The organism is Pseudoalteromonas sp. SG43-5 (genome assembly GCF_014164345.1).
GTDB lineage: Bacteria > Pseudomonadota > Gammaproteobacteria > Enterobacterales > Alteromonadaceae > Pseudoalteromonas > Pseudoalteromonas distincta.
In genome coordinates this window covers 110815-125245 of record NZ_JACJFA010000012.1, presented here as the reverse complement: position 1 = coordinate 125245, position 14431 = coordinate 110815, and the positions used below count along the sequence as shown (strand labels likewise).

General features: G+C 38.3%; 6 protein-coding genes and 1 tRNA gene. 4 read left to right on the top strand and 3 right to left on the bottom strand.

The window, feature by feature from the left end:
- Nucleotides 1-271: 271 nt before the first annotated feature.
- From H5161_RS13450 to H5161_RS13440, 3 genes are all read right to left on the bottom strand, one after another.
- On the bottom strand, nt 272-2950 hold the full coding sequence (locus H5161_RS13450) for an SLBB domain-containing protein (protein WP_182769510.1): 2679 nt from the start codon (nt 2948-2950) through the stop codon (nt 272-274).
- Between the two features lie 122 nt (nt 2951-3072).
- On the bottom strand, nt 3073-3855 hold the full coding sequence (locus H5161_RS13445) for a YdiY family protein (RefSeq protein ID WP_182769509.1): 783 nt from the start codon (nt 3853-3855) through the stop codon (nt 3073-3075).
- Between the two features lie 187 nt (nt 3856-4042).
- The gene (locus tag H5161_RS13440) at nt 4043-4861 is read right to left on the bottom strand and encodes a mechanosensitive ion channel family protein (RefSeq protein WP_002958438.1); all 819 of its coding nucleotides are present in this window, start codon (nt 4859-4861) and stop codon (nt 4043-4045) included.
- 284 nt (nt 4862-5145) lie between these two features.
- Between H5161_RS13440 and H5161_RS13435 the strand changes: the two genes are divergently transcribed.
- From H5161_RS13435 to H5161_RS13420, 4 genes are all read left to right on the top strand, one after another.
- Nucleotides 5146-5221, top strand: a tRNA-His gene (locus H5161_RS13435).
- Nucleotides 5222-5790: 569 nt separating this feature from the next.
- On the top strand, nt 5791-7116 hold the full coding sequence (locus tag H5161_RS13430) for a surface lipoprotein assembly modifier (RefSeq protein WP_182769508.1): 1326 nt from the start codon (nt 5791-5793) through the stop codon (nt 7114-7116).
- A 12-nt stretch (nt 7117-7128) separates the two neighbouring features.
- Complete coding sequence (locus H5161_RS13425; RefSeq protein ID WP_182769507.1) at nt 7129-8250, top strand: FecR domain-containing protein; 1122 nt, start codon at nt 7129-7131, stop codon at nt 8248-8250.
- A 39-nt stretch (nt 8251-8289) separates the two neighbouring features.
- Nucleotides 8290-14430 carry an S-layer family protein gene (locus tag H5161_RS13420; RefSeq protein ID WP_182769506.1) on the top strand — a complete coding sequence of 2047 codons (6141 nt, stop codon included), beginning with the start codon at nt 8290-8292 and terminating at the stop codon, nt 14428-14430.
- Nucleotide 14431: the final 1 nt, after the last annotated feature.

Here is a 14431-nt window from a genome sequence, read left to right as displayed (position 1 = left end):
GCTATCAGCTATCAGCTATCAGCTATCAGCTATCAGCTATCAAAATTGTATAACATGAATATCACGTCAAGTTATTGTTTTAAGGCTAGGTCTGTAGCCTTACCGAGTTACCCGTAGCCCGTAATGCCAAGCATGCTGCCCGCAGCTACACTTGCAAGGCTTAAAGCTACGCCTATAAATAGTTTTGCACCACGGAGTACATTGAGGCGCTACGGCGAAAAGAAAAAACTCTATTATTAAAGCCCTTACCTTTCTAGCGCCTCTTAATAAATTAGATACCGCTTATAGCTGCAACTGCAACACCTAGTTGGTACATAATCTGCGTAGCTGTACTCCAAAGTGTAAGTTTATCCATGTGGCTTGCATCCATTGGAATAACAATCGTGTCACCTGGTTCTAATTGCTCTGCATTATTAGCTGCGAACCAGCCACCTGTATTTGGTATTTTCACTGAACCATTGGCTTTAATAATGTAAATTTGCTCTTCAGCGGCACGCTCTTTAAGCCCACCACTTAGCGCAATATAATCGTCAACACTAACACCTGATTTATAAAGATGCGATGTTGAGTAATTAACTTCACCAATTACGCTAATTGAATCACGCTTGCTTGGTACATAAAGTGTGTCACCATCTTGCAGTACTAAATTTTGTTGATTATTTACAATTAATGGCAAATCAATTACTAAACGCCCTACGGCTTCAACACTAGCAAGATCGTTTAATAGCATATTCATCTCTTCGTACGAAAGCGTGCTACTGCTTACGGAGTTTTGGAAGCTTTTAGAGGCGATGTCGCGGCGAAGCTCTGTAGATAAACGCGCTAACTGCCTTTCCTCTTGCTCTTTAATTGATGCACGAGTAAATACTGCCGCTTTTTGCTCTGCAAATCTTGAAAAGCCACCTGCACGTTCAAGTAATTCAGTTAGCGTTTCACCTCGGCGTATAGTGTAGGTACCAGGGAATTTAAGCTCACCTTTTAATTCTACTTTTACGTTTTCTTGCCAGTTTGGTATTGCGAATACGTTTATGCTGTCTTTGCTTTGTAATGTAATATTACTTTGAAGATCGCCTTGCATTGCACTTTCAAGGTCAAGTCTTAAGTGCTCAATTTTAGAGCCGTCACTTGCCATAATACGTGTGATCTCAGCTTGTTTTACATAGGCCGACTCAAGCAACCCACCGGCTGCTGTAATTAAGTCTTTTACCTCACCGCCAACCATTAACGGGTAAATACCTGGAAAAGTAACGTTGCCACTAATTTCGACAAGTTGCATCGCTTGCTGCACTGATGCTTGCTGCTTAAATTTAGCAATAATTGGAGCTAACAAATTATGACGGCTAAATAATGCGTAATCTTCAGGTTTGAGCTCTTGCTCGGCCTCTTCTTTTGCTTTGCGTTTAGAAATTTCAGCAATTGTCAGTATTTTATTGTCTTCAAGAACAAGCTCTTCGTCTTCTTGATTAACACCAATGTATTTTTCGAACTCTTTTTGCTCAAACTTGTGCCATTGCTCTGCTTTTTGTTGCTGCTCTTGTTGCTCTTGGCTAAGGGCCATATTTGCTAGAGCTGATAGCTCTGCTTCTTTTTCTTCAAAACGACTAAATACAACTATCTTGTCATTAGCTTTAAGTTGTAAGTTGTTTTCAGGATTTTTAATAATCGCTTGAGCAACGTCGAACTGATGCGCTTCTATATCGCCGTTTACATTTATTTCGCGGATGACGAGGCCGTAGCTTAAATCAGCTTGCGGTAGTAGGTCACCGCGTATAGATTTAAGTACATCTGAAATACGCTTGCCTTGGTGCCATTGATAATTACCTGGGCGTGCTACTGCACCAATTAAGCTAATTGAATTTTGATATTGCGAGCTAACTGAATTAAAGCGAATGCGGTCGCCATCTTGTGGGATATAGTTAATTTGTGGTTTTGAAAAATCGACCGAGAGTACTTCTTTACGATCGAAATTAAAGCGCTCTACAATTGCGCTTTTAGCGTATGCATTTGGTTTAAGGCCTCCGGCCATCGCTAATAACTGCTTAGCAGACTCGCCTTTTTTAAGTTCAAAAATAGCGGGACGTTTAACTGCACCTTCAACTGTTACTTGAGCGCCAACTGATGGAATAAATACAGCATCGCCCGGCTTTAATACGATATCGTTACTGCTATCGCCATTAATAAGTAAGTCGTAAAGGTCAAAGTTTGCAACTACGTTGCCTGCGCGTTTAACTTGAATATTACGAAGAGAAGCAATGTCAGACACGCCACCGCTTACGAATAATGCGTGCGAAACGGTTGTTAATGAAGAAACACTGTAGCTACCAGGCTTGTAAGCCTCTCCTAGCACTAAAATACGCATGCTACGAAGCTGACCAAGCGATACAAACGCTTTTACACCTATTACCTCTTGCTCTACTTTTACTTTTACTAATTCTTTAATTTCAGCAAAAGTTAAACCCGCCACTTCTACAGGGCTTAAATCTGGAATACTAATACGTCCTTCACGGTCAACTATAACTTCAAAACTGTCACTTTCTTTACCATAAAAGTTTATTTTTAATTGATCGCCAGAGCCCACAATATATGTATCTGGTACTGCGGCATTTTCGCTTGGCATAAATGTAGTTGGTTCACCTGCAAACAATTCGTAACCGTACGGCTTTAATTCGTCTGTTTTTGGTTTAAAGCGCTCTTCATCTGTAAGCTTTTCTTTTTCGGGTTCTGCGCGCTCCCCAATACTATTTTGCTGCTGTGTATTATTTTGATTATTAGATTGGTTTGTACCAGTGATCGTTGCTATATCAACACCGTATTGTTTTGCGAGGGCTTCTTGTTGAGCTTTAGGTAACTTTTTAAATTGCTCAATTTGAGACGCTGTTGGCGTAAAAGCCAAAGTACTAAAACTACAAAGTAGAATAAAAGCACTAATAAATTGTGTAAAAACTTTCACGAGTAGGTATATCCCTAGGTCTACAACCAAAATTGGCCGCTATAATACCTTAATTTTAAGAAAATAAAAAAGGGACTTTCGTCCCTTTTGTCACTTTAGTGTCATTAACTTAACTACATTGGTTAAAAACTGTAAACTAACGTGAATGACGTTTCAGTGTCAGTGCTTTCTTTATCGTCAGCAACATCTGAGTTGTTAGTGACATTAAAAGCGACTTTCATTTGTAACGAGCCGTTTATTTTTGCAAGTAATGCAGTTTCAGAACGAGTTTTAGTGTTTGTATCACCGTACTCAACAGCAACTAATTGAGTAAAACGTGCATTCTCAGAAATTTGCCAGTTGTAATCTAACTTACCCAAGGCAATTACTTCGCCTTCAAATTCACCAGCAAGAGAGTTACCGTTGTCATCAACTTCAGTGCTGTCATCTGGGTATTCAAAGTATTTATAACCAGGACCAATTTCAGCACTTAGCCACATAGTTTTTTCGTTTAATAAACGTAAACCGTAACCTGCAGAAATTACTGACTCACTTCTATACGCTCCAAAATAATCTGAAACGTGTGAACCATAAATGAATAAATGAGAATGATCTTCATTTAATTTGTAATTACCTTGTGCAGAAATTGAATACTTCTCGTTAGTGCGCTGCTTGTTTTTGTCACCATTAGCATCTTCAACTTCATCTTCTTTGTAGATGCCGTCTAGCTTGTATTCGTTGTTCCAGTGTTCAAGGTTGTGCTGAACTTTAATGCCACCTTTAAGCGTGGTCGTTTCTGTATTACCACTTGTGACAATAGCACCTAATTCACTGGTAACTTCCCATGTTCTTTTTTCTGCGTCTGCAGCAAATGCGTTTGTTGCAGCAGAAGCCGCAACTAAAACTGATAAAAGCTTTAATTTCATTAAAAAAATAACCTTTGTATAAATGTACATCTATTTTATTAAAGCATTACTTGTTAGAGCAAGCTAAACAGCTAAGTAATAATGTAAAAAATTTTCATGCAGCAAATACCGCATGAAAATTTTATGTTTAATAGCTCTTTAGCACTATAACAATTAAAGATAACTTTAATTAAATAACTATTTAAAATTAGTCTTGCTTGTGAAAGTGAACATCCATTTGTGGAAATGGGATAGTAATATCTGCATCATCTAATGCGATTTTAATATTTTCCATTAATGACCAGTAAGTAGGCCAATAATCAGCAGCGTTAACCCAAGGACGAACAATAAAGTTAACACTTGAATCGCCTAACTCATTTACAGATACATTGTAAGCTGGATCTTTAAGTATGCGTGTTTCTGCATCTAATACAGATTTTAATACTTCTTTTGCGTGACGTAAATCAGCATCGTAGCCAACACCAATAACTAAATCGATACGACGAGTAGACTCTCGTGAGAAGTTAGTAATAGCACCAGACATTATTTGAGAGTTTGGTACGATAATTACTTTATTATCTGGAGTACGTAGTTCAGTTGAGAATATTTCGATTTTTTTAACCGTACCCATTTTATTACCTGCTTCAACAAAGTCACCAGACTTAAATGGACGAAGTAAAATAATTAGTACGCCTGATGCGAAGTTAGATAATGAACCTTGCAATGCTAAACCAACAGCTAAGCCGGCAGCACCTAAAATAGCAATGAACGAAGTTGTTTCAATGCCAATTTGCGAAAGTGCCATTAAAATAGTTACAGCAAATACAAGTGTGTACACAATACTTGAAACAAATGAACCGACAGCTTTATCTACTTTCTTTTTAGCAAAACCTTTTTCAGTTAAGTTAGAACAAAACTTAGCAACACGACTACCAAGTAAAAAGATAACAAGCGCAACAACAGCTTGTATACCGTAGTGTAAAATTAGGCCTGAGTTATCATTAAGCCAATTAAGTACTGAATCCATATTTACTCCAAATGTTTTTTATTAAGCGTTTTCGGGCATTATTATACATTAATTTACAATTTATTCTCATGAAATAATGAATTAATACTATTAAATGCAAGTATATTCGATTTTTTAGAGGTATTTATGCGATAAAACATAGCCTACCTTGAAAAAATATTAACGACTAAATACTAATTATATTTGCCTGATTTAAATTATTTTAATTTATTTCACTTTTGGGCTTCACAACAATTATTATTTTATGTATTATGCGCGCCACACCAAACAAGGTGTGTGTAGTGGCGGTTGTAGCTCAGTTGGTAGAGCCCCGGATTGTGATTCCGGTTGTCGCGGGTTCAAGCCCCGTCAATCGCCCCACTTTTTTCCTAGTAAGCCTTCATATTTATACCCTATCTTTACTCTGTAATATAAACTCTAAAACCTTCTAATATATTAACCTTGCAACACAATTATTAATACTCTAGTTAAACCCACTAATTTACAAATCTCACGCAGCGATTAAATCATCCCTAGATAAAAAATTTCAATCCACAAAGATCAACACGCCCTAATTAGTAATAATATTTAATAAACAAGTATTTAATACCAATTCGCTTAATTAAGTGATCTATTTTGAGGATGGAAAAACATGTTGATAGCTTGGCAAAAAATTCGCTATTTAGTTGTTCTCGGCAATTGCTCCTGCATTGCTCTACCTTCGGCATCCATGCAGTCGTAAATGAGAATTTTTTAACACTGGTAGCGACACGTTTAGCCCCGCAAAATGATTAAGTATTATCGCGGATTGGTATAACTCGTTACTTATCTACAATTAATTAACCAATGTGACTGTATTAACTATACTTAGCTACAAAAAGTGGTAGGTTTCTAATGTTGGCATCACTTTTTACAAAACATCAAACTTCTACTGGGATATAAAATTAAGCATGATTAAACAGGTTTTAGGAAATTTACTGTGTAGTTGTTTAGCTGTAATGAGCTTTAACTCATTGGCTCAAAGCAATGATGAATTCAATAAGCTATTGATTGAGCTTCAAAAATTAGTTTCTGAAAAAAAATACACTCAGGCTTATCAAAAAAGTAATAGCGAATACCAGTACCTAGGCGAACCCGTATACGACTTTTTATTAGGGGTCAGTGCACTTAAAACAGGGCATGCGGCGCCAGCTGTATTTGCCTTTGAACGCGTGGTTGAAAATAATCCTAGATGGTATGAAGCTCGCTTGTACTTAGTTCGCGCTTATTTGACAGTTAATAATTTACCTGCTGCCGATACCCAAGCTTTAATACTCATTAACTCACCTGAAACACCTAATAATATAAAGTCTTCAGCACAGTCATTGCTAGAAACTGCTGCACTTAAGCAACAAGAAGCTGGACGCTCTTATAAACAGAATATTGAGCTTGCCCTTGGCGTTGATGGCAACGTAAACGCGGGTACAGCAGAAAATACGATTATAATTCCTAATATTGGTGAGTTTTTGCTATCGCCAGAAAGTAAAAGTACGCAGGACAACTATGCACGACTTAATTACAGAGGAAAGTACTCTCACCCTATTGATCAAAAAAGCTTAATCACTTTAAGTATTGATACCGGGTGGTACAAGTTTGAAGAACTCAGTCAATACGATCGTATAAATGCGCACATTAATGCCGCCTATCAATATAAACAAAATGACATAAGTTGGTTTGCACGAGTTGCTACCACTCCGTTGATGCTTGATGGCGAACTTTATCGTACTGAATCAGCTTTAACGGCCGGAGCTAATTTTACGCTAAATAAACAAGTTAATTTATTTAGCTCTTTGACTGCGGGTGTTTTAAACAATAGATTTGATGAAAAGCTCGATAACTCATTTTATGCGATAAATACAGGTGCTAGCTATGCAGCTAAAAATTGGTTTCAAAGCTTAAGCATTAACGCTAAAAGCGAGGAAGCTGACATTACTGAGGGTGAATTTAATAGCCGTAATATTACGAGCTTGTACTACCAAGTGAACACTCAGTTGGCTCAACATTGGCAGTTGTTATCTCTTGCTGGATACCAATGGATTAATTATAAAGATGATCACCCTTTATTTTTACAAGAACGTGCCGATAACCTCTTTATGTTCTCAACTTCTGTTCGCTACTTAGTTAATCGCGATTTAGCCATACAGTTGGCTGCCAACTATCAAGATAAATCCAGTAATATTTCTTTATTCGAATATGACCGTTTAGATATCAATTTAAGCGCTTCTTACTCATTTTAATTTAAGGTATTTATGAAACATTTACTCCCTGTAATTACCACTTTACTTTGTGTAAGTTTTTATACACAAGCAAACGACCCTGCTGGTAAAACTATTTTAGCACGAGGCTCTGTACTCGCGGTTGATGGAAGCAATGAACAACAACGACAATTGCAGCGCAGAGATACTGTTTTTGGCGTAGATCGCATTACGACTGGAGAGAAAAGCAAAGCGCAATTTTCGATGTTGGATGGTGGTTTAATAGCCTTAAAAGAAAACTCAGTATTAAATATTGCTAACTACGAATTTAATGACAATACCCAACAAGGTTCTGCTTCTATTGAGTTACTTAAAGGCGGTTTACGCTCTATTTCCGGCGTAATTAAAAAAAATGGCGGCTCTTATAGTGTAAAAACTCCCGTAGGCTCTATTGGTATACGCGGAACGCATTTTGAAGTTCAGCTGGTTAAAGGCGATGTATTTTTAGCGGTATGGGATGGCGCAATAGATTTAACGTTAGAAAATAATAACGTGGTTTCTTTGGGTGATAACGAAGCATTTTCGTTTGCACAAATTACAGCCACTGGTGAAGTATTTAAAACGACACGTGCGGCACGCGTGTTTGATCAAAATATAGTAGCAATTGATCCTAAAGACGACAACGAAGAAGAAACTGAGCAAGCATCGGTAACTGAAGTTGAAGTAAATGCTTTTGAAGCTGATACAGGTGTTATGGATATATATTCTGAACAACAATTTCAAACTGTTAGCAGCGCATCTTTAGTCGATCAAATAGCTCAGCGCCAAGGTGTATTTAACTATGAGGCATCAAGCTTTAATGTAAATTCGAGTGTGGGTGCTGTTACTGACTTTGCTATGACTATGGCAGTTGATTTTGATAATGGCACCGTGCCTGATGGCGAAATTAGTTTTAATGATGCCGGTGGAAACTGGTATGCAGCTTACAGCGGCTTAATAAATTTAAGCGAACTTGAGCTGGCCGTTACATTTGCATCCCATGGTAACAATAAAGCCGAGGGCGATGTTGATGCAATATTTTTGAATGACTTAGACAACATTACTGGCAACTTTAATCTTAACGAAATAAATAATCCTGATGTAAATGCTAGCGGTTCTTTTAAATTAGAACCATAAACACATTGGATACAAAGCTTTTATTATGGAGTATTTAAAATGACAGCAAAAAATTTATTTTTGCTTGGTTCTATGGTGTTTTTGTTAAGTGCCTGTGGAGGCTCAGAAGAAAGTCCCACTCAAGAGGCAATACAATCACCTACGGCTGAAGTAATACCGCCAACGGTGACTAGCTATATTAATTTGGCTGGTGTTATAGCGAGTAATCAAACCAAGAGTACAAAAGTTTTAGGTGCTGTCACTTCAAGTAGAGGAGTTGTTGGAGCAAGTTTAGCTAATACTCGCGCTAATATTGTTTTTCCACAAACAAACGACACCGTACAAGGTAATGTTTCTTTTTTACTTGAAGCTTCGGATACTGATGGCATTGCTGAAGTTAATTTAGTACTCCCTAGCGTTAATAAAAGCATATCACTGTGTTCTTCTGATTGTGGTGTTGGCTACGAAAAGTCAATTATAGGCCTCAGCCCTGCACTTTATGGCGTAACTCCAGGGGAAATACGTCTTGAAATATGGATAACTGACACTTTAAATAATCAGGTACTTGCTGATGCAATCACTTTTAACTGGCAACCATATCAAATTGAAGGTGTTACAGCACAACGAGACGAAGATAATATTAATCTTTCGTGGCAAGCCAACCCCGAACTTAATCGTTACAACGTTTATATTGCAACTCAAGCTGGAGTCACATCTACTAATATTAATGAATTAGAGAATGGGCAACAATTTTTAAGTATTCAAGATACTGCATTAAGCATTACCGAGTCACTTACAGATAAAAGTTACCAAGTACTTATTACCGGTGTTGATGGCAGTGGTGAAAGTGGTTTTGCTAATATAATAAACATAGCACCAGTGGGTGGAGAGCTTGCATTTGCACCAGAGGCAAATGTCGATCAGTTTCAGATAAATGAAGATCAAACTCTGCAAGGTAACGTTCTAACGAATGATACGAATCAATACAGTGGTGATTTACGTGTAAATGCAGATGCATTAATTATACCGCAGCATGGCACTCTTAATATAAATGAAAATGGGGATTTTACTTATATCCCTATTGCAAACTTTAATGGTGAAGATGCATTTAGCTATCAAGTTGCTAACGAGCTAGGTATGACGGACACCGCAGTTGTAGAGATAACCATTTTAGCTGTTAACGACGCTCCTATTGCGCTTGATAATACTTACAGCATTACAAATAATGGAACCTTAGTTGTCCTATCGCCAGGCTTACTTATAAACGATAGCGATATAGACTTAGATGACTTAACTGTTGATACAACGCCGGTTAGCGAACCAACCAGAGGACAATTAACCCTTTTTGATAATGGTGGCTTTGAATACCAAGGCGAGCAAAATATGCAAGGCCAAGACAGCTTTCAGTATAGAGTTGTTGATGCACAAGGTGCTCAGGCTATTGCAAATGTAACTATTGTAAGCTCAAACACTAACGTAGCCCCTATTACAAAAAATGATAGCTATAGTTTAAGCGAAGATGAAACACTTGTGGTTACAGTAGCCAATGGTGTGCTTAGTAACGATACTGACCCAAATAATGACAGTTTTTCAGTTGATGAAACGTTTATGGTGGCACCCACACATGGCCAACTATTATTAGCAACTGATGGCAGCTTTAGTTATGTGCCGGATGCTAACTTTAATGGTGTTGATCAATTTCAATATCAAGCTATAGACTCATTAGGTGCAACCTCTACAGCCACAGTAACTTTAGTAATAAACAGCGAACCCGATAACCCTGTTGCACAAAATGATGCCTATCAATTTAGCAAAAATAAACTATTTGAAGTAACAGTACAAAATGGCTTGTTAATTAACGACTTTAATATTGAGGCTGGCGATTTATCGGTTAATACCACGGCAATTAATGCAACTCAAAATGGCGAACTTACATTAAATGCTGATGGCTCGTTTACCTATCAGCCAGACTTAGGTTTTATTGGTGTAGATAGCTTTACCTATTCAATTTCAAATGAGCAAGGCTTAACTGCAACAGCTCAAGTAACCTTAAGTGAAAGCGGCGTTAATACTTTTCCAGAAGCCAATGACGATCAATATACGTTAGACGAAGACAGCTCTGCATCTTTATTAGATGTGCTAGCTAACGACACTGATGCAGATGGCGATACAATTACTATTTCTAATATAGAAAATACTGCTGGTGAAGCGACTATTGTCGCCGGAAAAATACAGTTTACTCCACCAGCAAATTTTTCAGGTGAGATAGTACTAACTTACACCATTACTGATGGTTATAGCACTGGTAATGAAGGTATAAACGACAGAACAGCAAGTGTGACGATTACCATTACACCTGTTAATGATGCCCCTACTGCAAATACTGATTCAGTAACGATGAACGAAGATGCTCCTGCGTTATTAGTTAACGTATTAGCTAACGACTCCGACATTGATGGCGATACTCTTGTGATAACAGCTGCTACTGCAGATATAGGTTCTGCATCTGTTGTTGATAATAAAATCCAATATACGCCTACTGCTAATACAAATGGAACAGCAATTATTAACTACACAATAAATGATGGGAACGGCGGTACTGCAACTACTAACTTAACAATTACTATTACTCCCGTAAACGATGCTCCAATAGCAAACGCAGACTCAGCTACAATAGATGAAGATGCAGCGCCAATACTAATAAATGTATTAGCAAATGACTCAGACGTGGATGGCGACAGCCTTGCCATAAGCGCAGCATCAGCTGATATTGGCTCTGTATCAGTGGTTGGCAATCAAATTCAATATACACCGGCAGCCGACGACAACGGCTTAGCAACAGTTACTTATACTGTAAGCGATAGCAATGGCGGCGCCAGTACAGCAACGTTAACTATCACTATTACTCCCGTAAACGATGCTCCAATTGTAAACGCAGACTCAGCTACAATAGATGAAGATGCAGCGCCAATACTAATAAACGTATTGGTAAATGACTCTGACGCGGATGGCAACAGCCTTACCATAAGCGCAGCATCAGCTAATATTGGCTCTGTATCAGTGCTTAGCAATCAAATTCAATACACACCGGAAGCCGACGACAACGGCTTAGCAACAGTTACTTATACTGTAAGTGATAGCAACGGCGGTGCCAGTACAACAACGTTAACTATCACTATTATACCTGTAAATGATGCTCCAATAGCAAATGCTGACACGGCAACGATGGATGAAGATGCAGCACCGCTACTCATTGATGTGTTGATTAATGATTTAGACGCTGATAGTGATAGCCTAAGCATAACAGCAGCGTCAGCCGATAGCGGTTCAGTATCCGTTATTGATAACAAACTACAGTACACACCGGCTGTAAATACCAACGGTATTGTTGTTGTCAGTTATACTGTTGATGATGGGAATAACGCTACAGATACTGGTAGTTTGTCAATTACGATTGCTCCTATTAACGATGCTCCAGTTGCGTCAAACCAAGGTTTTAATATTAGCGAAAACGCAACCGATGGCGACACTATTGGGACTGTCAGTGCCTCAGACATTGAGAACCAAAATTTAAGTTACACCATACTCAGTGGTGCCCCCATATTCGAAATAAATAATGATTCTGGCTTATTAACTGTAAAAGGTGAAAGCCCGTTTGATTTTGAAACAACTCCTCAGTACATATTGAGCCTAGCTATTACTGACGACGGTACGCCTAACGAAACAACTCCTATTAATATAATAATTGATATCACTGATGATATGGAGCCCCTAGTTCCTGTTGAAGATGAAACATTTGGTCGCCCTATAACAGGTGAACTTGAGCTTTCTGGAGTTTTTTCAAGCGGTGAATTTAATGACAGTATTGAGCTAAATAATAACCTTTACTTTGTAGGTTTTAGTAATAACAGCGACAAAGATATTGTTATTGCATCGTATACAACGAGTGGTGTGATAAATACAGCATTTAATGGTGATGGCGTTAAAGTATTAGATTTAGAAAATGATGAACAAGCAACAGCTATCATCTCTGATGGTACAAGCCTCTTTGTTGCTTACACTAGTTTTGATGGCACAAATACCGAAGCATGTTTGTTGAAAATGAATACCGCTGGCGTATTAAGTAATAACTCTGGAGATAATAACTCAGGTATTCACTGTACCGCATTAGCAAGCACCCTCGTGATTAATGACCTTGAATTTAGCGACAATAAAATTCAGGCTGTTGGTAAGTCATTTAATGGTAACGACAGCGATAGCTTATGGATAAAATACGATATATCTACGCTCGCTTATGAAGCCGGAAGCCCTAAAATTGTCGATGTGAGCGGCGCTAGTAGAGATGACGAAGCGTTTGCTATTAAAAACTTTAATAGCTCTGATCTTATGGTTGTTGGCAGTGTCACAAGTGCAACTGGCGATAAAGACATACTTATACGTTATTTAATTTCTGATGGTGAAAACAATGGAAGTTTTAATGGTAGCGCAGCATTATCGCTCGACTTGTCCAAGAATAATAAAGATGACGAACTATTTGCAATTGGCGGCGCTAAAAACACCGACTTTACAGCTTTTGTAGGTGGTTACATAACTCGTAATAGTGGTGAAAAAGAAGCCGTGGTTTTGGCTATTGATAAAACGGGTACTCTTATAACGAGTTTTGGTGATGCAGGTACTGCTATTTACGATATTGATGGTAATGGCGGAAGTGGAAATGGTGGGGCGGATATAACCGGCATAAAATACGAACCTATAAAAAATGAAATTATTTTGTCAGGCACAACTGGGATTTCAGCTACTGAAAAGTTATTTTCTGCTCGAATTCTAACTGCTGATGGTTCACTTGATAGTGCTTATGGCACATCTGGAATTAATATTATTTCGGGTATTAATGGCAAACAATTTGCAAAAGCAGCAACTATAGACTCAAACGACACCGTATGGATAGCTGGCGTTAATGACGACTCAAACACAAAACCTTTCGTTACTGCGATAGACGATCAAGCTGCATTATTTACCAATTTTGCTGATGTTGGCTACCTTACTTTTGATACTATAAGCGCAGAATCTGACGATCAATCAATGCACGTTTTACAACTGAGCAATGGCCCTCATGCCGGTAAGTACATTCTTGCATCAACGGCTAAATCGGACTCAGTTACTAAGTTAGTATTAACACGTTTTACGAGTGCGGGTGATATCGATACTAGCTTTAGCGAAAGTGGCCATAAAGAAATCGCCATAGATTTGAGTAAGTCGCGTGTTGCTTTAACCGAGCAAAGCGACGGCAATTTAGTTATTACAGGCTCTAAAAATAGTGAAAATGGTGAAGCGGGCTTTGTAGCTAAAGTTGATCAGTCTGGTAATTTAGACTCTTCATTTGCTACAGATGGTGTATATACAACTTCTGTCAGTGGCGCAGAATTGGTAAACCTGACAGATATTGCACTTGATAACAGCGGTAACATTATTACTGTTGGGTCAATCGTAATAAGTGGCACTCCTAGCCCAATCGTTATAATGTTGACGCCAGAAGGTACCCTTGAGCCTAACTTTGGCACTGGCGGAAGTATCATAGGCTCAGCTTTTGAGTACTATAACCGCGTACATACCGACAATGCAGATATTTTCATTGGTGGTAAGTCAGTATTAAGTGGCACTTCAAAGCTAATCGCATTGAAGTTGAGCTCAAACGGTACTGAGGTCTTTAAATATGTAGGTGAAGAAACTACAGATACCGACAATAAAATAGTGCAGATTTTAACTGACACAACGGGTAAGTTATATTTAATAGCAAACCTTATTGATTCGCCAAATAAAGCCAATGTTATTAGGTTGCTTGTTACGGGTACGCTTGATACTAGCTTTGCCGTAAACGGTGTCGGTGAATATACTTTGGCCTCAACCGGTAACACTGAGCTAAGTGGTGCAGCGCTAGATAGCAGCAATCAACTTATTTTAGCAGGCAAGGCTAACAATAAAGGAATGTTAGCGCGCATTTTAACTGACGGTACTTTAGATAATACGTTTGGAGCCAGTGGTGCCGGATTTTATGAAGCGAGCCAATGTGTCAGTACGCATGTGTTTACTTCAATCATTCTGCAAAATGATACCCAAGTTGTTGTAAGTACCACCTGTAATGACACTAACTCTAACAATGTTAGTATTTCTAAATTCAATTTTGAAGCAGATGGAGCTTAGC